Annotated in this window: 16 protein-coding genes; 9 read left to right on the top strand and 7 right to left on the bottom strand. The window is 32.9% G+C overall.

Going from position 1 to position 21,878, the window contains the following annotated elements:
• Nucleotides 1-49: 49 nt before the first annotated feature.
• A complete protein-coding gene (locus KM029_RS16000; protein WP_144074199.1) occupies nt 50-6,058 on the bottom strand; it encodes a starch-binding protein in 6,009 nt (2,002 codons plus the stop codon).
• Between the two features lie 306 nt (nt 6,059-6,364).
• Between KM029_RS16000 and KM029_RS15995 the strand changes: the two genes are divergently transcribed.
• The gene (locus KM029_RS15995) at nt 6,365-7,225 is read left to right on the top strand and encodes an NAD(P)H-binding protein (protein WP_144074198.1); all 861 of its coding nucleotides are present in this window, start codon (nt 6,365-6,367) and stop codon (nt 7,223-7,225) included.
• A gap of 448 nt (nt 7,226-7,673) precedes the next feature.
• The gene (locus tag KM029_RS15990; RefSeq protein WP_144074197.1) at nt 7,674-8,441 is read left to right on the top strand and encodes a porin family protein; all 768 of its coding nucleotides are present in this window, start codon (nt 7,674-7,676) and stop codon (nt 8,439-8,441) included.
• A gap of 1 nt (nt 8,442) precedes the next feature.
• Here KM029_RS15990 and KM029_RS15985 read toward each other — a convergent pair whose 3' ends face one another.
• From KM029_RS15985 to yidD, 4 genes are all read right to left on the bottom strand, one after another.
• Nucleotides 8,443-9,768: a tetratricopeptide repeat protein gene (locus KM029_RS15985; protein ID WP_144074196.1), complete on the bottom strand. Its 1,326-nt coding sequence runs from the start codon at nt 9,766-9,768 to the stop codon at nt 8,443-8,445.
• 162 nt (nt 9,769-9,930) lie between these two features.
• On the bottom strand, nt 9,931-10,380 hold the full coding sequence (locus tag KM029_RS15980; protein WP_144074195.1) for a sugar 3,4-ketoisomerase: 450 nt from the start codon (nt 10,378-10,380) through the stop codon (nt 9,931-9,933).
• A gap of 63 nt (nt 10,381-10,443) precedes the next feature.
• Nucleotides 10,444-11,559, bottom strand: a complete 1,116-nt coding sequence (locus tag KM029_RS15975) for a C1 family peptidase (protein ID WP_144074194.1) — start codon at nt 11,557-11,559, stop codon at nt 10,444-10,446.
• A 104-nt stretch (nt 11,560-11,663) separates the two neighbouring features.
• Nucleotides 11,664-11,885, bottom strand: coding sequence for a membrane protein insertion efficiency factor YidD (yidD, locus tag KM029_RS15970; RefSeq protein WP_144074193.1), 222 nt, complete (start codon nt 11,883-11,885; stop codon nt 11,664-11,666).
• 175 nt (nt 11,886-12,060) lie between these two features.
• On the opposite strand from yidD, the gene sucD reads away from it, so the two are divergent.
• Nucleotides 12,061-12,939, top strand: coding sequence for a succinate--CoA ligase subunit alpha (gene sucD, locus KM029_RS15965; RefSeq protein ID WP_144074192.1), 879 nt, complete (start codon nt 12,061-12,063; stop codon nt 12,937-12,939).
• A 77-nt stretch (nt 12,940-13,016) separates the two neighbouring features.
• Here sucD and KM029_RS15960 read toward each other — a convergent pair whose 3' ends face one another.
• Nucleotides 13,017-13,736: an OmpA family protein gene (locus tag KM029_RS15960; RefSeq protein WP_144074191.1), complete on the bottom strand. Its 720-nt coding sequence runs from the start codon at nt 13,734-13,736 to the stop codon at nt 13,017-13,019.
• Nucleotides 13,737-13,936: 200 nt separating this feature from the next.
• Between KM029_RS15960 and KM029_RS15955 the strand changes: the two genes are divergently transcribed.
• The 3 genes from KM029_RS15955 to ccsA (KM029_RS15945) all read left to right on the top strand — a co-directional run bounded on the left by KM029_RS15955 (nt 13,937) and on the right by ccsA (KM029_RS15945) (nt 18,881).
• Nucleotides 13,937-14,920, top strand: a complete 984-nt coding sequence (locus KM029_RS15955) for an OmpA family protein (protein WP_144074190.1) — start codon at nt 13,937-13,939, stop codon at nt 14,918-14,920.
• A gap of 24 nt (nt 14,921-14,944) precedes the next feature.
• Nucleotides 14,945-16,129: a hypothetical protein gene (locus KM029_RS15950; RefSeq protein ID WP_144074189.1), complete on the top strand. Its 1,185-nt coding sequence runs from the start codon at nt 14,945-14,947 to the stop codon at nt 16,127-16,129.
• A gap of 151 nt (nt 16,130-16,280) precedes the next feature.
• On the top strand, nt 16,281-18,881 hold the full coding sequence (gene ccsA / locus KM029_RS15945; protein WP_144074188.1) for a cytochrome c biogenesis protein CcsA: 2,601 nt from the start codon (nt 16,281-16,283) through the stop codon (nt 18,879-18,881).
• 112 nt (nt 18,882-18,993) lie between these two features.
• On the opposite strand, the gene KM029_RS15940 is transcribed toward ccsA (KM029_RS15945), so the two are convergent.
• Entirely contained in the window at nt 18,994-20,022 is a 1,029-nt protein-coding gene (locus KM029_RS15940) for a hypothetical protein (protein WP_144074187.1), read from the bottom strand.
• Nucleotides 20,023-20,248: 226 nt separating this feature from the next.
• On the opposite strand from KM029_RS15940, the gene KM029_RS15935 reads away from it, so the two are divergent.
• Genes KM029_RS15935 through KM029_RS15925 form a run of 3 tightly spaced genes read left to right on the top strand, consistent with a single transcriptional unit; the run spans nt 20,249 to nt 21,875 of the window.
• Nucleotides 20,249-20,923: a heme exporter protein CcmB gene (locus KM029_RS15935; RefSeq protein WP_144074186.1), complete on the top strand. Its 675-nt coding sequence runs from the start codon at nt 20,249-20,251 to the stop codon at nt 20,921-20,923.
• A 23-nt stretch (nt 20,924-20,946) separates the two neighbouring features.
• Nucleotides 20,947-21,612, top strand: a complete 666-nt coding sequence (gene ccsA, locus KM029_RS15930) for a cytochrome c biogenesis protein CcsA (protein ID WP_240050347.1) — start codon at nt 20,947-20,949, stop codon at nt 21,610-21,612.
• A gap of 14 nt (nt 21,613-21,626) precedes the next feature.
• A complete protein-coding gene (locus tag KM029_RS15925; RefSeq protein WP_184679498.1) occupies nt 21,627-21,875 on the top strand; it encodes a CcmD family protein in 249 nt (82 codons plus the stop codon).
• Nucleotides 21,876-21,878 lie beyond the last annotated feature (3 nt).

The raw sequence follows: 21,878 nt of genomic DNA, 5'->3' as shown, positions 1-21,878 counted from the left end.
AAAAAAAGAGCACAGAAAGATACTCTCTGTGCTCTTTAAATTACAATTCTTATTTTTTAAGTATTCGCTTTACTTCTAAGTACGAACCTATCTGAATTTGTACTAAATGAATACCACTAGGTAAGTCATTCGTATTCAGTTCTAATTGGTTATTACCTTGAGGTAAAAGTTGTTCTACAGATGGAATCACTTGTCTTCCTTGTAAATCAAATATCTTAACAAGAGCATTTGTATTATCTTCTGTTATTACAACATCTAAAGTTGCTTTATGTGTAACTATTGTTGGATATAATTTTACAGATAAAGCAAGTTTATCTTCTAAATTAAATGTTCTTGCTCCACTATTTTCTGGATTAGTAGCATACCATTGTCCATCTTTGTACCATCCTTCTTGATTTCTAGATAAATCTCCTGTTTGCTGCCCAGAACCATTATGGAATAATAAACTTGCAGAAGCAGCACCATTTATTGTATAAGAATACCATCCATTTCCATCATCTATCATTGCAACTCCAGGCCATGTAGATGAGGTTCCATTTGATGTATTCCAATAATGAATCCTTGTACTATTTCCCCAAGAAGATTTAAAATGAACAGTTAATCCTTCTGGCTGAGGAGGCTCCTCATCATACCATTGTCCATTCTTAAACCATCCGTCTCTATCTCTTGTCAAATCAGCTGATTTATAACCTGAAGTAGAATGAAATAATAAATTAGTTGCAGTTACATTCGATGGAAACTCGAAGTACCACCATCCATTTTCACTTTCTGTAAGTGCTACACCTGGCCATGTTGTACTCGAGATAGCTCCAACTGGAGTTACACCCCAATAATGAATTAACGGGTTACTTGCTCCTTGAAAATATACCCTAAAACCTCCAATTACTTCATTTACAGTAAATGTTTTTGATATTACTGCTGAAGTATTCCCTGAAGCATCAACTGAGATTGCTTTTACTGTATGGTCTCCCAAATCAGTTAATTCGAAAGATACAGTTGTTACTGCAGACATGGATGCTGTAGTTGGTGTAGACCCATCAGTTGTATAATATACTAATGGTGCATTATCTCTAGTGTCAGATGCTGTGATAGTAATCGCTACACGTCCATCATAAATACCACTATCTGGAGTCATTCCAATTGTTGGAGCAACTTCATCATCACCAATTTCAACCCAAGCACCATTATCATAACCTAAACCTTCGTTACCACAAGTTGATAAGTCTCCAGTTTTTCCAGCTCCGCTATTTGTAAAAATAACATTTGCACAAGTACCACCTTCAACTTCATACTTCATCCATCCTGTGCCAACTTCAGGTGCAGATTGTAATGCTACACCTGGCCATGTTACTGGATTAGGTGCTGTAATTGTGCCGTTTGCTTCTACGTTCCAATAATAAACATGGCTATAATTTTTTACGTAGATTGTAAATGTTTGAATAGGATTAAACGTAAACTCTTCGGTGATAATATCAGAAGATCCTTCTGCATTATAAGCTATTGCTTTTACAGTTACTGTTTCTCCTTCATTACCATTAATAGCTATTATTCCTGTATATTCTAATGATGAACTCGATGGTGTAGTTCCATCTGTTGTATAGTAGATAACGCCATCTTGAGTTGCAGAAATAGTAACATTTCCTGACCCTGTAGGAAAGTTTTTACTTTCTGGAGAGATAGCTACTGTAGGTACCATTGGTCCAGGGCAATTGCCAGGGCAACTATTTGACCAACTTCCATCTTTATACCACCCATCTTGAGTTCTTGATAAATCATCTGATTGAGCTCCACCATTATCTGTAAATACAATCCCTGTAGATAATGCAGTTACAGTTGCATGGTACCATCCATTTCCAACATCGGTCATGGTAATACCCGGCCAAGCGGTATCTTCAGTACTGCCAACAGGAACAGCATCATAATGATGCATATTAGCACTACCCCAATCTGCAGGTTTGTAGAAGTAAATGTTGATAGGGTCAATCTGACCCACGGCGTATTTTTTCTCTGCAGTGCCTGTACGTCCTGATGAATTTACTGCTACTGCTCTAACTGTTGCTGATTGAATTAAATCAAAAGGACCTGTATAAACATCCCAAGTAAGGTAGTCCTCTTTATTATCGCTATCATTAGTAGTGTAATAAGTGACTACATTAGAATCTTCTGCATCAATTGCTGAAATCGAAACTGTAATTGACGTTTCATCATATTGTGTATCTGGTGAGATATTTACAATTGGACGAGATACGTAAGTGTAGTTTTTATCATATAATAAAACAATACCTTCTGCATCTGCAGTAAATGTTACCGATCCATTTTCAACAATATCCATTGCACCCGTATAATGATCAATAATTGTATCTCCATTAGGGTAATAATCTGCTACGTCAAAAGTAACATTTCCTTGTGCACCTACCGCTACAATAACTCTATCAGAAAGTTGTTCTGTTGGATTATTATAATCACGTACAAAAGTATAAGGAGCAGTTCCTATTTGTTTATGAGAACCAGCACCAACAGACGGGTGATCTCTACGGAAAGTACCTAACTTTTTCCATACATCATGCTGAGCTGTGTTAAAGCTACCCCAGTTCATTTCAGAACGAGTATTTTGTTCCGCATCACTCCAATTCCCTTCCGGTCTTCCTGTTTCATCTCCGTAGAAAATTTGAATACCACCTGGTAATAACAAGAAACCTGGTGCTGCCGCATGTAAAGAGTTACGATCAAATAATGGAACAACATCATGAGATGATAAATAACTTAATGAGTTCCATGTAGGATCATCATTAATGGTTGCATATTCTGAATACAATGATTCTAAAGAACTTGCATCTCTGCTTGCAACACGAGCATCATTTTTAAGGTTAAAATTGATTACTGAATTAAAGTTACCATCAGTATGATAGTTCGACTTATTCTTACCATGTCCCCAAACTTCTGCAGTCATCCAGAACTCTTTATTGTCCATTGCTTTTGATGGATTCTCTTGTTTCCAAGCTGATAAAGCTGCAATTGCATATTGTTTTAAACGAGCCCAACGCTCCATTTCAACATGTTTTGCTGTATCTATTCTAAAACCATCGATTCCATATTTTCTTACCCAATCAGTAAGCCAGAATATCATATAGTTTGATACAACTCTAGGTAAACCTGTTTCATTAAAGAACGCATCTAATTCAGCTGTTTTCTCTGCCAATTTCCCTTCTTGCGACCACTTTGTAACAAGAATAGGAGGAATACCAACAGGCGCTAAATCTTCTGTTTTTAAATCTGGTAAGAAACCTACGCAATTATCAATTCCTCCTCCAGAAGAACAAGCATCGTACCCAGCTACATCTGGATGACGCATCCAATCTGGACCCCAATATTTAGAAATCCATGTTCCACCAGAAGAATAATCTACAAATTTTTCGTGGTATGAATGCCAAGAATCAGCTCCTGATGGTTGCCACGCTCTCCAAGATGGATCTACAGTACCATAACCAAATTCTTCCATATCTTGCATAGTTGCATAACCCGTATGGTTCATTACAACATCTACTACAATACGGATTCCTCTTGAGTGAGCTTCATCAATAAATTCCTGAAAATCAGCTTCCGTACCCATGTTACGATCAAGTTCTGACCAATCTAATGCATAATAACCATGGTATCCATAATGACGGAAAGATCCATCAGAACTTCCTCCAACCCATCCGTGCATTTGCTCTACTGGTGATGTAATCCAAATTGCGTTTACACCAATCGACTCAAAATATCCTTCACGAAGTTTTGCTGTCATACCTTTTAAATCACCTCCATGGAATTCTCCTGCAGATGAGTCGTCTGTATAATTATCTCCATTACCGTTTTTCCCTCTATTGTATTCATTATTATTCGAAGGATCTCCATCATAAAAACGGTCAGTCATTGTAAAATAAACTGTTGCATTATCCCAAGTAAAATTATCTTTTTTAGCACTTGGTCCAGAGTTATTATTATTGTTATTGTTGTCCTCTTCTTCTTTTGTATAAGTTGAAGTAATCACATCAGAAGATAGGTTACCTTTAAATGCTTTTGCCTTAAGAACTGTTGTTTCTGTAAAAACTAAAGTCGAAGTATAAAGAGAAGATGACGTTGATGGAGTTGTTCCATCAACTGTATAATAAATCGATGCACCATCATTTGATAAAAGATTTACAGAAAAAGAAGCTGTAAATGTAGCATCTGATTGATCAGAAGAAAGTGTAATAATTTCAACATCATCAGGACAATCTCCACCAGTACAAGTTGTTGAAATAACACCATCCGAATACCAAGAAGTACCAGAGATAATTACATCTGTATCTTGATTAGTTGCAAAATCATGAAAAACAAAATTTGAAGATTCTGCCCCTGGCAATTCTACGGAATACCAATTAGAAGTTCCTTCTACACGTTGCATTTCTATACCAGGCCATTCTGTATCTGCCACAGATCCAATTGGTGACGCTGCCCAATGATGAGCATATAATGTACCCCAACCCGCTTGTTTTTGTACATAAACAGTCATTACTGGAAGTGGCTCTCCAATATAAAATTTCTTTTCTATCTGACCCGATTTGTTATCTGAATCAAATGATATAGCTTTTACTGTTGTTGTTGAATTAATAGTAAAAGGTACTGTATAAACTGCAGAATTAACTGTAGGAGTACTTCCATCTAAAGTATAATAAATAGGTAAGTTAGAATCTCTATCATCAATTACTGATAACGCTACTTGAATTGGATTATCAGATTGTTGGACAGATGGATCTATTGATACAGCTGGTGCAATATTAACACCTACTCCTTTATCCCAAATCATATAGCCAGGACCTTCTGCCTGAATAATCCAACCTGAACCATTTGGCCTCCAACTTGTATTACCAATTGTCATTGCAAGCTTATTATCAACTACTGCTGCATAACCATTGCCATCTGCTTGTTGAATACTTACAATACTTGTTTTAGAAATATCATTCGCTTTACGAATAGCAATCATTTGTGCTATTTCATCATAAATACCATATTCAAAAAGGTGAGAATAAAACACCATAGGAGCACCTGCATGTGTTAATATGTAAGCATAACCTTGTAGTACTTGAGAGTTAGAAACAGGATCATTAGGAAATGCACTTCCTGGATGGTCACCTTGTCTTACTGGCTCTGTATCATGATTTTCTAAAAAAGTCACTGATTGCTGAGGCCAAACTCCTGCTACACCCGGCATTTTACCACCATTGTTCAAGACTCCATAATTACCATTAACAGCACTATGTAAAGCAAACTTTAAAGGGAAATCAAATGCTGTTGAAGTACCTTGAGCACCATCCACCCAATTGATAATATCTTGAGTATTACTTGTCCAATTTTCTCCAATAGAAATAGAAGGAGATGTTGCATTATTATAATCAGCAAAATAATTTGCAGCAAAACCATGTACAAAGTCATATCTCCACCCAGAGTAACCGACATCCGATTTTAACCAATTCATCCAATCCTTAATTGCTTGTTGAGTAGCTGGATCTCTATGGTTTATATCTCTTGCCGCACTATAAGGAGTACCCGTATCAAAATCTCCACAACCCTCGCCAGGGAATTGTTCGTTTACCTCATCGTCAGAAGTAATACCATTACATCCTAAAGCTGGTTCACAGAAATCTGCCCAACCTGTACAACCTACACGATGATTAATAACTATATCTGCAATAGAAATAACTCCAAGGTTATTTAATTGAGATATTAATGCTCTAAGTTCTTCTTCAGAACCATAGTTTGAATTTAGATCGTACCATTTTCTTGGTAGGTAACCTGCTCTATCTCCTGCATCAGAAGATGGTGGTAACCATATACCATCAATATCGGCTGCTTTAATAGCATTAGCTTTTGATGATAATACTTGCCACCAATCTTTTTGGGCGGCGTCTGCAGATTCCCAATGGAACCCTTGCAAATAAACTTCTTTTCCATCCTGCGCTATTGCTACTACATTATTAAGTAGGAGAAATAGAATTGAGATGACAGAAGTGAGTAACAGTTTAAAGTTCTTTTCCATTTTCAATTCATAAAAATTAGTTAATCAGAAGTTGTGTGTTTTGGGAGCACACTTTTCATTTCATATTCCAATTTTACTGATGAAAAAAATGATAATCGACACTCAAAAAAATAAAACGTTCACATTACACTTTGCAACGTTCCAAATCAAGAACCGGCACTCACTAAACGTTACTTAAAGTAGTTTTATGTACTATTTTAGATTTCTTTCAACTAAGGAAAATCATGAAGAATTAATTCAAAATTCTAAATTTCGAGAAGATTAACTATCTTTCTAGAAAGAAAAATCTCCAACTTAAACGAAACTATGGATTTCAAAGAAATAAAAAGAGTAAGTGTTATTGGCGCCGGATGGCTAGGACTACCTCTTGTAGAAAAACTAATCAAGAATGGTTTTGATGTTAAAGCAAGCGTAGGTTCAGAAGAAAAACTATCATTAATTTCCGATTTAGGTGCTACTCCATACTACTTAAGGTTTGACCCAACATGTAATGACCCAAAAGGTTTAACTGACTTACTAGATACAGATGCAGTAATTATTTGCATTGCTCCTCGATATGGGCAACACAAAATGATGACTTACCATGCCGAGCAAATAAAAGTAATAAAAGATAAAATAGAGAAGTTACCTGTAAATAAAGTCATTTATACGAGTTCTACAGGCGTCTATAAGGATACTAATAAAGAAATTAATGAAAATGCAGAAACATCTGAACAACCTAGAGCAAAATCTGTAGTTCTTGCTGAAGAAGTGCTGAGAATTAATACTGATTTAGATGCTACTATTTTACGTTTAGGTGGATTAATGGGCTATGACAGAATTCCTGCAAAATATGTTGATGGAAAAGAAGGTTTAAATAATGCCGAAATTCCAGTAAACTATGTATTTAGAGATGATGCGATTCGTGCCATTCTACATATATTAGATGTAAACGATCATAATAGCTGGAATAAGGTTTTTAATGTTGTTGCTCCTGAACACCCTCCTAAAAGAGTTGTCTACGAAAATTCTGCTAAATACGGAGATTACATTTCTCCTACTTTTGTAGAAACAGAAAAATCACCTCCATTTAAAATTGTAAATGCTGATAAAATTCAAAAGAAGATTGGATTTACATTTCTTTTTCCGAATCCTTTGGAGTTTAGTTACAATCATTTATCGTTATAAAAAAAAGAAACTCACTGCAATACAGTGAGTTTCTCTCCCCTTAACAATTAAACCAAATAATTTTTTAATATCCTTTAGTTAATTCTATCGAAAGAAAGAACTCACTTAGGGTCAAACCCTAGATACAAAATTTATTTGCATATTGTAAAGATAAGTTAATATTTAAAAACACTACTTCTATTTCGCTTAACGCTTTCCTTTTTTCGATAAACATGATATTTCGTTCGATTAATATTTTATTTTTAGGCTATTTTATGCAAAACCCTTCAAATTAAAGTCTCTACATAAATCTAAATGTAAAGAGTTTAGTCCTTCATTCTTCGAATAACCAAGTGATTAAAAAAGTAAATAATCATCTAGATAAACTAATAAATTAGTATTGATTGTACTAAGATTAGTATTAGATAATTATCTTTACTAAAATTCAATTCAGATACCTTGATTTTACATGCGTAGTATATATAAATCACTTCTCTTAATTTTTCCTTTAATAGTAGTATTCAATCAATCTACTATTGCTCAAAAAAACTTACTAGACCCTGCTAGAATATCCGCAGGTATTAAAGGAGGTTATACCTCTTCTTCTGTTGGTTTTTATCCAGCAGTAAATAGATCGGCAGAAACAGCTCCTACTTTTGGTATTGTGATGAAATATAATGCAGAAAAATACTTTGGAGCTCAGTTCGAAATAAATTACGCTACAATAGGTTATAAAGAATTTAATAAAGAAGATATTACTGAAGAAGTCTATGAACGTCAATTTAACTATGTTCAGGTACCTCTACTAACTCACATATATATAGGTAAAGGAAAATTGCAATTTTTTATTACGGTAGGACCTCAATTAGATATACTTGTAGGAGAAAATAAACAAGTTCTCTCTGATCTTAATAATCAAGCATATGATTATTACGACAAGCCAGCCAACCCTATAGCTGTTTCTTTAGCAGGAGGGGCAGGTATTAACATTATTACTGGAATTGGTCATTTTCAAATTGAAGGAAGGTTTTCTGCAAGTATGACAAATATTCTTGAAGAGCCAGATAGATCATCTACTGATAGATCTAATTCTACGTTTGGAGGTGTGAATTTTTCTTACTTAATACCTATTCAAGGATGGAAAGAAAAGCCTAAAAAGTCACCTTCGTTCGATGGTATTATTCCTTCGAAAGATAAAGACGAAAATAAAAATTCTAATTGGGAAAATAGAGACTAGCTTACATACTGTCTCCTTTAGAAGTTAGGTAATTTAAAATATCATCAGCTGCAACTTTAAAAGTCTTATCAAGTTTTGCACTTTTAAATGAGTTAATAGCAATGTCTAATTCATTTTCTTTCATTGCAGCAATCCCTAAAGTAAAATAGTATTTAGATTTAGTTTTCACATCTAAACCATTGTATTTTACTAGGTCTTCTAAAACCACTATAGATTCATCTGTCTTATCTTGCTTAAATAAGGCTACTGCTTTTGTATACTTTACTAAGTAATTGTAAGGATCTAATTCAAGAGCCGAATCACAAGAAACTACAGCTTCTTGAAATTTTTCTGAACTTAATTGCCAGTTTGCAACATCTTCATACACTTTAGCCTTCATCTGCTTATCCTCAAGATTTTCAATCATCATGTATGCTTTTCTAATCTGTTCAGATTTGTCTGAAGTAACCTCTGCAATTTTAATTTGCAGTTCATGTAATTTTAAATTACTCTGATCTTGTTTTAATGCATTGAAAAGTAAGTTTGTTGATTTATCAAAATCATAGATTTGGAAATAGCACAATGCTATCCAATACTTATATTCAGGTGTTAACTTTGCAACTAATTTTTTATAAGGACCATAATTAGCTTTTGACAATACATTCGCTAATTTCTCATACTCCTCTAGGTTATAATAAGCATATCCTAATTCGTAGTAAAATCTAGCTGTTTGAGAATGTTTGTCAGAAGGAACATAATTCAAAGCTTTTTTAATATCAACTACAGCATCATTATATTCTTTATCCATATTATGCAATTTTGCAGAATAATATAATGCGATATAGTTATTATCAGCTACAGATAATACGTCTTCAATATGAGGACGGATTTTACTATACTCTTCTTTTTTAAAGAGCATCATAATTATCTGATTCTTTGCTGTAATTCTTTGAGATGGGTTAGATAAATATTTAAAAGATTGATCGTAATAAAAAATCGATTCTTTAAAGTAATCTTTTCTTAAATAAAGTCTAGCTAATTGATAATTCATAAATCCATTCTCAGGAAAATGTCTTGTTCCTTCAACAAAAGTATCAATAGCGTTATTAAACTCATTCAAAATAACTTGACACCTAGCTTTCTTTAAGTAAAAATTCTCTTGAAGGGAATCATAACTAATAGCTAAGCTATATTCATCTATGGCTTCTCTAAACTTTTTTTGTTTATATAACTCATCTGCTTGAACGTAGTGATCAAGAGATTTATCTTCCTGCGCATAAAGGTTCTCTAGTGTAGAAAAGCTTAATATGGAAGTAAAAGAAAGCACGTAAAATAGTATTCGAGTCATATGGTAAAAAATTGAAGAGTACTTATTATTTCGTTAGAATAGTCCATCATCTTATACTCTATTGAAAATCTAATACTAAAAATCACCTAATTAAAAATATCAATATAAATAATTAAGTGATCAATTAACAATTATTATTTCAATTTTTATTCCAAAATTAGTTTAGGAATAAAATTTTTCATCAGTATAGTCTCTTTGCAGCCAATTTACCATATCTTTTTCATAGTCATCTGGGTCATAATCTGAAGATGCTAACGTGATAGATATCGCTCCTTTACTAAAGTATAAAGTACGCCAAACCCGTGGAGGCAAATATAAGCCTTGACAAGGGTTATCTAATAAAAACACCTGACGTTTCATGTCCTCAAGAATAACCTCTACCTCAATTGTACCATTTACAGCAACAATAACTTCTTCCGTTTCTTTGTGTGCATGGTTTCCACGAACAGTCTCTTTATTTGCACCGTGCGTCCAAAATACTCTTCTAATAAGAAATGGCACCTGCTTCATTTCTTGTACGGGTGTTAAAAACCCCATACTATAGGAGCCATGTTCTTCTAATTCTATTATTCTAGGAACAGAGTTAATCAACTTTTTCTTCTTTAAAGTCATCGCACGAATGTATCAAAATAAAGCTACTCTAAGCACACAATCTTAGAGTAGCTCTTTTCTATATTAAATTAGACCAATTTTCTTTTTTATATCGTTAGGTATAGCGTCTTTATGAACCATTACTGAAACGGTTTTCATTTGGATGTATCCTTCTGACATATATAAATATCCGCCAAAATCATTTGAGTTTGCACCCCATGAATTCTTTGTTACATAATATTTTTTTCCATTATCATCTTTTACAACACCCACAATATGCATAAGATGATCGTCTGTTGTTGCATAAGAATCATAAGCTTCCTGACGAGCTTCTTTAGAAACAACAGGCTCCTTACCATTTTTATCTTCTATTGTTGCTTTTCCATTTTTGTGTGAAAAAGATTTTTCGCTAACATCTCCATCCCAAGCTAAAGAATACCCTTTATCCAAAGCATTATCCATTACTCTTTGTAATTGATCAAGGGGAAGGTTATAATAAATACCATTCGACCAATTATCAGGTATCTGTAATACACATGGAGCATACTCATCATAACTAGTAAATGATGTCAACTCAATATAATCTTTAGGGTTAAAATCTAATGTTTTTGCAAAAGATTTTGGTGTATACTCTTTTCCGTCTATTTCAAATTCTTTAGGAGTTTCTCCCATGTAAGCATCTAAAACAGCATTTAATGCATCTTTCCAATGGTCTGTTACAGAAGACGCTGAAGCTAAAGTTTTCAACATACTTTCCATTACACCAAATAATTCTTGATGGTCATATTGTCCTTTCGAACCATTTTTACCATCATAAGCAGCATTTGGAACAAACCCTTTTTCTGAGATAATATGCATAACATCATGTGCTAAGCCACCTTCTCCAAATTGGGTTTTACCATGCCTACGTACATACCTTTCTGCTTTGTTTGGATACGTATTTCTAACAAAATACATCTCCGAAATATCAAATTCTCCTTTTCCTTTACGCATTAATTCAGACTCAATAAAAGAGGTTGTTGAAAAACTCCAACATGTACCTGTTCTTCCTTGACTCTTTACAGGTGTTGTTTTTACTTGATGAACAACTTTTAAATTTGTACCATCTACAATCCCTGGCTCCTGTGCTAATGCTGTGACAGAAGAAATACTTGCTAATAGAACAGAAGCTATTACATTTCTAAAAGAAACAAACTTCATAAAATAATATTATTTGATTGAATAATTACATTTGTATTTTTCAATCCAAATTTACTGATTTTAGGAGTTAATTTCTAATTTTTACTACTTCAATTTCTGTGAATTTATGGTACTGGGTCATATCCACTACCTCCCCATGGGTGGCAACTCTTTATTCTTTTAAAAGCTAACTTACCTCCTTTTATTAATCCATGCTTTTTTAAAGCTTGGATTGTATACTCGGAACATGTAGGTGAATATCTACATGATGAAGGTGTATATGGAGAGATTAAAAGTTGATAAGCTCTCACTAAAATCACTAAAAACTGTGCAAAAACCTTTTTCATATTCGTTTATTCGGGTATAAGTCGATAAAAAAACCGCATTTTTGACCCATTCAGGAGATTACAATGATTATTTGTAATAAAAAGAATGATCTTTATTCACATTGACAATCTTATTGTATAAATTGCAAGCTTAAAGGTAATATTAAAATTTACTAACAAATAACCAACTGCAACCATGAGTGTATTGGTCAATAAAGACTCAAAAGTAATTGTTCAAGGATTCACAGGATCTGAGGGCAGTTTCCACGCCGAGCAAATGATTGCTTACGGCACAAATGTAGTAGGTGGAGTTACTCCAGGTAAAGGAGGACAAACTCACCTAGATCGTCCTGTATTTAATACTGTATCTGACGCAGTAACTCAAGCAGGTGCTAATGTTTCTATCATTTTTGTACCACCAGCTTTTGCTGCTGATGCAATTATGGAAGCTGCTGATGCTGGAATCAAAGTAATTATTGCAATTACTGAAGGGATTCCTGTTGCAGATATGGTAAAAGCGAAAAACTACTTAACAGGTAAAGATGTAACACTTATCGGACCTAACTGTCCAGGTGTTATTACTCCAGGTGAAGCTAAAGTTGGTATTATGCCAGGCTTTATTTTCTCTCCAGGTAAAGTAGGTATCGTTTCTAAATCTGGAACTTTAACGTACGAAGCAGCAGATCAAATTGTAAAAGCAGGTTTCGGTATCTCAACTGCAATTGGTATTGGTGGTGATCCAATTATTGGAACATCTACTAAAGAAGCTGTACAGTTATTAATGGCTGACCCTGATACAGAAGCAATCGTTATGATTGGTGAGATCGGTGGTAACTATGAGGCTGAAGCTTCTAAATGGATCCAAGAACAAGGTAATCCAAAACCTGTTGTTGGTTTTATTGCAGGTCAAACTGCTCCAAAAGGTAGAAGAATGGGTCATGCTGGTGCTATTGTTGGCGGCGAAGACGACACTGCTGAAGCAAAAATGCGTATAATGGCAGAGTGTGGAATTGCGGTTTCAAAATCTCCTGCTGATATTGGAGAAACATTATCTAAGCTTTTAGTAAAAGCATAAAGTATTGTTTCTATACACAAAAGCCCTTTCTAATTTATTTAGAAAGGGCTTTTGTTTTTATAAATGCTATAATATAATTAGATACGCTCTAATATAAATTCTACTCTTCTGTTTTGTAAATGCATTGAATTGGAACATTTAACACCATTGTCACATTTATTTATAAGTTCATCTTCACCTACTCCCACCGCATTAATGTGTGATGCTAAATTTTTCTCTGCCATTAAAAGTTCTTTAATGTATTCAGCTCTTCTTTGAGTAACTTCTTTATTATACTCATCAGATCCTCTAGAATCAGAATGTACTTTAACAGTCACTTTAACATTGGAGAATGCTTTCATTAAATCACTTAATATTTGTATATGTTCTTCTCCTTTAGTGATTTTATAATGGCTATTGATTTCAAATTCTAAATTTGAAAAAACATAAGTTTCATTGAGTTTCACCTCATCAATAGTATACGTAACATCAATTTCCTCATCAGTTGATAAACCAACCGTAGAAAATGAATGCATTAACTGATCAAAGTACTTTGGTTTTGTTCCATGTACTGTAAAATCAGATTCATCATTTAAGGTAATAACGAATTTACCTTCCTGATCTGTATAAATTGTAGTCTTGGCACCACTTTTGGTATTCTCTACACAAACCTTAACACCTTCAACCGTATTACCGGTTTTACTATCTAGGTAAAGGCCTTTTAGTGTAAATTCTTTATTTTCTGCTAAAGTAATTGATGAGATAAATAGCAAAAAGTAGCACAAAGGGTTTTTAGTAAGTAAATGAGTAAATCGCATAATATAAATACCGATTAGATTTGGTATTAAATGAAGTTTTAAAAGTCAAATATACAAAATATAAACGTTTGTTAATAAAATAAGTTGTGTAAAACACCTATTTTTCTTACTCAATTAGAAAACGATCTTAATTTCAGCATTGTTTGGTACAATGTATAAAAGATGCTTTTTTAAATATTGATCTTCAATAAATTAAGCTTATGATTAGAGGGATTACAATATATTTTTTCATTTTAGTCCTTAGTCTTACGTCAGTCTATGCACAAACTGATAATCAATTTACTATAATAGGAAGAATTAACTCCGATAAAGGTAAACATATTGATGACGTAGAAGTGATAGTTTATGCCCTTAATCAAAATAAAAAGAGTAGTAAAATTCGGTTAGAACAAATTTCATCTACAAAATCGAATAAAGAAGGTAAATACCAATTCCAATTACCTGTAGATAATAATTACCAAGTTGCATATTTTAAATCTGGCTGGAAATCTGTTGATAAACCTCTAATTATCCATGCTACAGATGCAAAAGAAAATCAAAAAATAAGTATTCAATCAAATTTAATTAAAGGTGACGGGTTACTTACTTTAAATGGTACAATTGTAAATAACGACAAAGAACTTCTTAGACTTTATATTCATAATATTCAACATAAAACAACCTTGTTCCTTCCTGATATTTCTAATAATTTTCACACATTATTAGAATCTACAGGTGAATATGAAATAAAAGTAATTTCTAATAAGAATTATGTTCTCTATGATGAAAAAGTTACTATAGAACAAAAGTCAACTAATATTGATATTCTATTAACTAATTATAGAAAAAGACTTCCTAAATTTCCATTTGATATTAATACTGGTGAACTATCAACAGAAGGAAAATCTGAACTAAACACTCTTGCTGTAGAATTAAAATCTGATAAAAACCTAAAAGTTACTATTGAATGTCATACTGATTCTAGAGGTGATGATGAATTCAATCTAAAAAAATCTAAAGAACAAGCAGAATCTATCAAAAACTACTTAATTTTACAAGGTGTATCTCCTTATAGGATAAATGCTAATGGTTTTGGTGAAAACTTATTACTAAATGAGTGTAAGAATAATGTAAAATGTTCTAACTTAAAGCATCTTGAAAACAGGAGAGTTGAATATTTATTTTCAATAAGCAATTCAAACTAACTGCTTATTCCTTTATAATGTAGAATGACTATCAATACATTTCAAAAATATACCTTAGGCTTTAATTCATCAGACAATCAGAAATCAACGGTTTGGATTAAAGAAACTAGTTCTGACAGCTTAATTTTTGGTACTTGCATTGCTGAAGAGGACTTCTCTTCACATCAAAAAAATCATATTGAGACAGCTTTTAAAGAAAGTAGTAAACCACAGGTTTCTTTAAAAAATGCAGCTAAAATAGTAAAAGAAAACAATGGAGTTGATCACACTTTGATTTATCTAAAAGATCGAAGAATGTGGCATTCAAGAAATGGAAAGCTTCGTGTTTTTGTCTATAGACAAGGAAGGTTCCTTTCACCTCCTCATAATAAAGTGAGTACTGTTGTTCCTCCCTTTTTATTAAAAGAAGATGATCAGCTGATTATTGCAAACGCATCCTTATTTTTTAATACTGATCCCAAGTTATTAAAGGAGATATTTTCTTCTTCATTACCACAAGAAGTTGCAGAGAGATTAATCTCTAATTCCTCTGTGGAAAATGAAACTTTAGTTGCATCAGTTTTACCTTGTGAGTTTTTACGTGATAACACACCTAGTAGACATAGAGAAAAAGCTTTATCTGATGTCTTCCCTAACGAAAGAGAAGTAAACGAACGTTTAGCAAACCCAAGTCAACAAAAAAACACCATCTACAACTTTATTGGTTTTGTTCTATTCGCATTACTGATTGGAATAATGTACAATCAAAACAAAAGCAATTGGAAAGGGGAACTAAAAGAAAAAAATAAAGAGATTGCTTTACTTAAAAAGAAAATTGAGAAGTCTGATAAAATCATAGAATCATATAACCGTTATCAAAGGCAACATATTAAATCAATATCTGAGAGAAACTTTGATGCTTTAGACAACGAAAGGTACAGAATGTATGCATTGTTTAGAGATACTAGAAGTAAATTTAACCGAACACAAGTTGCTGATAAATTTAATATTTATAATCCATTAGCTATCGAATCAAAAGTGGTGATGGACGAAAATTGGTTTATTGTTCCCGTAAAAGGTAGTCATCTACTTCAAAAAGGAGAAACACTTAGTTACGTTGCCAAAATGTATTATGAGAATGAGAAAGAAGGTATTCAACTTATTCAAGAATTTAACCCTCAAGTAGTTGAAGGACATTCTATCTTTTTACCTTTCGAACAAGAAGACTAAAAAATTATTGTAGTGATAAAGTAATAATAAATCTATTTTTTATTATAAAAGGAAAGTTAATAGTCACTCACAATTAGAAGATAACAGTGGTCTTTTGTAATTTTGCTGATTAAGGTCAATAACTACCTTTTATTCAAAATTAAATTTTATAATGATCCACTCATTTATCGGTGATTTAGGGCATATTTCTATCATCATAGCTTTTGTAGGTGCAATAATTTCTGCAATTGCATACCGTATTACTGCCATTGAAAAAAATGAGCTTGAACGTCAAAATTGGAAAAAATTAGCACGTGGCACATTTATAGTTCATGGTTTTTCAATTTTTGGTATTGTGTGTATTCTATTTTATATGATTTTTAATCATTACTATGAATACCACTATGTTTGGAGTCACTCTTCTGATAATTTACCTGTTTATTATATTGTTTCTAGTTTCTGGGAAGGACAAGAAGGTAGTTTTCTTGTTTGGGCATTTTGGCATGTACTAATCAGTATTTTTGTTATTAAAAGGTCTGACGAATGGGAAGCTAATGTAATGTTTATTATTGCAGCTGTACAAGCCTTTTTAGTTTCTATGGTATTAGGTATCACGATTTTTGGAAATAAAATTGGGTCATCTCCTTTTATTCTTCTAAGAGACGCTATTGAAGCTCCTGTTTTTGCTACTAATCCAGACTTTGTTCCTGAAGATGGTACAGGTTTAAATCCACTACTTCAAAATATTTGGATGGTCATTCACCCTCCAACATTATTTATGGGATTTGCATTGTGTATTGTTCCTTTCGCATATGTTATTGCAGGTTTAATACAAAAGAAATATTCTGAGTGGGTAAAACCAGCAATGGGGTGGGTTGTATTAGCTGTTTGTGTATTAGGTATCGGAATTATGATGGGTGCTTATTGGGCATATGAAACTCTTAATTTTGGTGGTTATTGGAACTGGGACCCTGTAGAAAATGCCGTGTATGTTCCTTGGTTAATCCTTTTAGCTGGTTTACACCTAATGTTGGTACAACAAAAAAGTAAAACTGCATTAAAATCAAGTATGATATTACTTGTTGGTGCGTTTATTCTTATTTTATATTCTACATTCTTAACAAGAAGTGGCGTTTTAGGCGAAGCATCTGTCCATTCATTTACAGATCTTGGGTTATCTGGTCAGCTATTATTGTATCTTTTATTTTTTACTGCTATTGCTATTGTTCTTTTCATTGTTAGGTGGAAAGATATGCCTAGCGATAAAGAAGAACCAAGTGTTTATAGTTCTGAATTTTGGATATTTATTGGATCAACTATCCTTGTATTGATGAGTTTCCAGGTCCTTGTACCAACTTCAATCCCTGCATGGAATGCATTATTATCAAATTTAGGTATAGAATCTAACCTCGCTCCTCCAGCTGATGCAGTTACTTTCTATACTAAATTTCAATTATGGTTCTCTGTAGCTGTTGCTTTAGTTTCTGGTACAACGCAATTCTTTTATTGGAAACGTCTTAATAAAGAAAATATTTGGTCTACATTATCTGCTCCATATGTAGTTACACTACTAATAGCAGCCTCATTTATAATATTAGGTAATGTACACCAACCATCATATATAGTATTACTTACTGCTTCAATTTTTAGTATCGTAGCTAACCTTCATGTTTTAACTAGGTTTACTAAAATGAAAATAGCTATTTCAGGAGGTGCTATTTCGCATATTGGTGCAGCACTTATGTTACTAGGTATTCTAAGTTCTTCAGGGTTTGAAAAGGTTATTTCGTTAAACCTATCAGGTAGAATTTATAACAGTGAATTTCCTGAAGAAATGAATAAAGAAAATGTTCTTTTATTTAGAGGACATGCTAAAAAAATGAATCAATATAACCTTACATATAAAGGACCTAGATTAACTTCTAGAGATATTGATGGTTACTTCGACAAAGAAAAGGTTAAATCAAAAATCAACGATCCATATCACGCTATCGTAATTGACGATATTATAGTGAATGGCGAAACAGTAGCAGAAGTTGGTGATGAAATTCAAATTTATAATGAGAATATCTATTATGAAATTGAATATACTGATGACAAAGGAAAATCTTTCTCACTCTTTCCAAGAGTTCAAGATAATGAACAAATGGGACCTATTCCTTCTCCTGATATTGCTACATTTTGGAATAAAGATATGTACACACATATCACTAACCTTGCGGTTGACGAAGACGAAGTTGAATGGACTGCTCAAGACCCAATGACAATGTCTATTGGTGATACGGTTTTCTTAAATGACTATGTAGTTATTTTTGATGGAGTCACTCCTCTTAAAAAAGCTCCTGGTTACACAATCAAAGATGACGATGTAGCATTAGAAGCCAACTTAAGAGTACTTGTAGGTAATAATAAAAGTATCGACTTAAAACCATCTTATATACTTACTAAAGTAAAACGTATGGGTATGGGTGGTGTTCAAGAAGATTGGGATGCAGGAATTGTTCCTTCTGTGAATAGAGAATTAGGTTTAAGAGTATCTTTAACTGAAATTAAACCCAAGGAAAATGCATTTATCTTTTCTGCTGATACTACTCAAAAAGATTGGGTTATTATGAAAGCAATTGAAAAACCTTTTATAAGTATCCTTTGGATTGGTACTCTTTTACTAGGTCTAGGTACTGGTATTTCTACAGTAAGAAGATTTAAAGATTTCAAAAACACTAAATCTACTTCTAAACCGAAACACAAAGCAGAAGCTTCTGAATTAGTTTAAATGTATTCAACTACTGATTTTAGTAGTATTTAAACATAAAAAAAAGGATCGATTATTAATTATAATAATCGATCCTTTTTTATTTAACTGAACAAAGAAGATATTTTTTTGATTACCAATCTTCATCTTCTTCTGTTTCTGTTTCTTCCGTCTTAGTAGCTTTATTTTTATTCTTCTTCTTACCTTTTGATGATTTATCTGGTTCTTCAGAATCGTCTTCTTCAGGAAGGTCAGTACTTAAATCTTCTATTTCTTCTTCTTTATTCTTCTTCTTACCAAATAGTTTCTTTTTCTCAATTAATTGGCCAGTAGAATCATACTGAGGCAATTTACTTAAAGAATCTGCCTCTATTTTTGCTAGCTGGTCAGCATCTTTTTGATCAAGAACTCTTTTCGGAATCATATAATACTTCGGCTTCCATATTTCAAACCACTTCCTCTCAACTAAATACATAGAATCTGGAACAATAAAGTACCCTGCTCTCATGCTATCTTCTAAGGCAACTCTGTCACCATATTTTTGCATGTAAACATATCCATCATATCTCATTGGCGGTAAAGAGTCTGAAGTTGATTCTTCAGCAATTCTTTCTTTTTGCTCAGGTAATTCTTTTGCAACTCTAGAATCATCATAACCTGGACCACCTCCAAATAACGCATTTTCTAAAGAATCAGATGAGGATACTAAATATATACTGTCTTCTGGTATAAAATCAATAATTGAATCCTCTTCTGTTAATTCAATTGGATATGGGTTCTTAGTAAGTGCTTTTATTGTTTGTGGATAATTTGTACTTACTAGTTTTCTATCTTGATGTGTTAGTTTACCATATAAACCTCCTCTAGGTTTAACTAAACCATTCCATTCTGTTTCTCTTGATGCAAATAGCTCTTCTTCTTTCCCTAAAGAATCATCTTTAAAGTAACTAATATAAGTTACCTTTCCATTTATTGAATACGTAGTATCGCCGTAAGGAACAAAATAATCGCTAGTAGTATCTCTCGTAGATGTTACATAGAATGGATTATTCGGATCATCCTTTTGGTAAAAAGCCGACGAATAAGCTGGACATACTTTAGGTACACATCCATCTAAGAGAAGGCAAAGAATTACACATATATAAATGAAAGTTTGTTTCATAAAATTTATACCTTTTCTACTAGAGATCTCAATGAAAGTTAGCGTAGAAAAGATTTCTTCTTCTTATTTAGGTTAAAAGCTCAAATTACTCTTCATTTGGAATAATTTACAATTATACAAATAACACAAACGTCATTACATATAAAGTGCCAAAAAAAGTTACTTTTTTATTCGATTGGATCAATTCATGATTTTTTGGTAATTTTGCAGTGTATCTTTGATAAATATGAAATCAATAGCATCAGAAATAGGAATATTAGTCCGAAAAGAAATTGCATTGGAATGGAGAGAAAGATCAAATCTTAACGGATTATTACTATATACTGTAAGTACAATATTCGTTTGTTACCTGAGTTTCAACCAACGCCAAGTAGAACTTTCTCCAATTACATGGAATACATTATTTTGGATTATACAGTTATTTGCGGCATTAAATGGTGCAGCAAAAAGTTTTACTCAAGAATCTGGAGGTAGGCACTTTTATTATTATCAAATAGTAAGCCCTCAATCAATAATTTTATCCAAAATAATTTACAATGCTTTATTAATGGTACTTGTATCATTTTTAGCTTTGGCTTTTTATAGTGTTGTTCTTGGTAACCCTGTTCAAGACCCTACATTATTTATGGCATGTGTTGGGTTAGGTGCAATTGGTTTTTCTTCTTCTTTAACAATGGTTGCAGGTATTGCTGCTAAAGCACAAGGCAACAATACTTTAATGGCAATTTTAGGATTACCAGCTATCTTACCAATGATTTTGATGCTTATTAAGGCATCAAAAAATGCAATAGATGGTATTGCTAGAAGTCAGACTATGGATGAAATTATGGTCATCTTTGCAATTGATATAATTGTAATTACAGTTTCTTATCTTCTATTTCCTTATCTTTGGAGAAGTTAAGATTTAAATTAAACAGAACAACAATGAAAGGCGCTTGGTGGAAAATCACTGCAATATTGCTCCTAGCATATACACTAATTGGAGGTCTCTTAATGGATGTACCAAGATTAGATATACTTAATGAAACAATAAGAAATTTATATTTCCATGTCCCTATGTGGTTTGGAATGATCATCGTGCTATTCGCATCTATGATTTACTCTATTAAATACCTAAGAAACCATAAATTAGAAGATGATTTATGGGCTTCAGAATTGGCTAATGCTGGTATTTTATTCGGCATACTTGGTATCGTTACCGGCATGATATGGGCTAAATTTACATGGGGTTCTGCATGGAGCGGAGATCCTAAACAAAATGGTGCAGCTGGCGGCTTAATGTTTTACTTTGCCTATATAATACTTAGAGGTTCTTTTAAAGATGAAGAACAAAGAGCACGAATAAGTGCAATCTTTAATATCTTTGCCTTTGCTGTGTTTATTCCATTAATTTTTGTTCTACCTAGATTGACAGACTCTCTGCATCCAGGTAATGGTGGAAACCCAGGGTTTAATGCCTATGACCTTGATAGTAAATTAAGATTAATATTCTATCCTGCAATTATCGGATGGACGTTAATTGGAGTTTGGTTTGCTCAAATCAGAGTTAGAATGAGAAAAATAGAAAATCAAATTTTAGAAAACGAGTAATCAAGATATATAAAATGAAAAAATTAGTATCACTTCTCACTATGTGGGTTGTATTTATGGCCACAGCAGTGGCTCAAAATAAAATACCTATTTCATCTAATGATTATAGTAACAGCTCTATCGAAATGGCTGATGCTTTCCGATCAGAAGGAAAAATATATGTTGTTGTAGCTGTAATTGTTGCATTGTGGGCAGGAATGTTGGTTTACCTTATTTCTACCGACAGAAAAATATCAAAACTAGAAAAGTTATTAAATAACTAATCA

It is taken from the genome of Flammeovirga kamogawensis, assembly GCF_018736065.1.
Classification (GTDB): Bacteria; Bacteroidota; Bacteroidia; order Cytophagales; family Flammeovirgaceae; genus Flammeovirga; species Flammeovirga kamogawensis.
The sequence above is the reverse complement of the archived record's forward strand: the minus strand, read 5'-3'. Positions and strand labels throughout refer to the sequence as shown.

Excerpts from the sequence above, each read along its gene's own strand:
- KM029_RS16000 (WP_144074199.1), bottom strand. The coding sequence starts at position 6,058 with ATGGAAAAGAACTTTAAACTGTTACTCACTTCTGTCATCTCAATTCTA.
- KM029_RS15995 (WP_144074198.1), top strand. The coding sequence starts at position 6,365 with ATGGATTTCAAAGAAATAAAAAGAGTAAGTGTTATTGGCGCCGGATGG.
- KM029_RS15990 (WP_144074197.1), top strand. The coding sequence starts at position 7,674 with ATGCGTAGTATATATAAATCACTTCTCTTAATTTTTCCTTTAATAGTA.
- KM029_RS15985 (WP_144074196.1), bottom strand. The coding sequence starts at position 9,768 with ATGACTCGAATACTATTTTACGTGCTTTCTTTTACTTCCATATTAAGC.
- KM029_RS15980 (WP_144074195.1), bottom strand. The coding sequence starts at position 10,380 with ATGACTTTAAAGAAGAAAAAGTTGATTAACTCTGTTCCTAGAATAATA.
- KM029_RS15975 (WP_144074194.1), bottom strand. The coding sequence starts at position 11,559 with ATGAAGTTTGTTTCTTTTAGAAATGTAATAGCTTCTGTTCTATTAGCA.
- yidD (WP_144074193.1), bottom strand. The coding sequence starts at position 11,885 with ATGAAAAAGGTTTTTGCACAGTTTTTAGTGATTTTAGTGAGAGCTTAT.
- sucD (WP_144074192.1), top strand. The coding sequence starts at position 12,061 with ATGAGTGTATTGGTCAATAAAGACTCAAAAGTAATTGTTCAAGGATTC.
- KM029_RS15960 (WP_144074191.1), bottom strand. The coding sequence starts at position 13,736 with ATGCGATTTACTCATTTACTTACTAAAAACCCTTTGTGCTACTTTTTG.
- KM029_RS15955 (WP_144074190.1), top strand. The coding sequence starts at position 13,937 with ATGATTAGAGGGATTACAATATATTTTTTCATTTTAGTCCTTAGTCTT.
- KM029_RS15950 (WP_144074189.1), top strand. The coding sequence starts at position 14,945 with ATGACTATCAATACATTTCAAAAATATACCTTAGGCTTTAATTCATCA.
- ccsA (WP_144074188.1), top strand. The coding sequence starts at position 16,281 with ATGATCCACTCATTTATCGGTGATTTAGGGCATATTTCTATCATCATA.
- KM029_RS15940 (WP_144074187.1), bottom strand. The coding sequence starts at position 20,022 with ATGAAACAAACTTTCATTTATATATGTGTAATTCTTTGCCTTCTCTTA.
- KM029_RS15935 (WP_144074186.1), top strand. The coding sequence starts at position 20,249 with ATGAAATCAATAGCATCAGAAATAGGAATATTAGTCCGAAAAGAAATT.
- ccsA (WP_240050347.1), top strand. The coding sequence starts at position 20,947 with ATGAAAGGCGCTTGGTGGAAAATCACTGCAATATTGCTCCTAGCATAT.
- KM029_RS15925 (WP_184679498.1), top strand. The coding sequence starts at position 21,627 with ATGAAAAAATTAGTATCACTTCTCACTATGTGGGTTGTATTTATGGCC.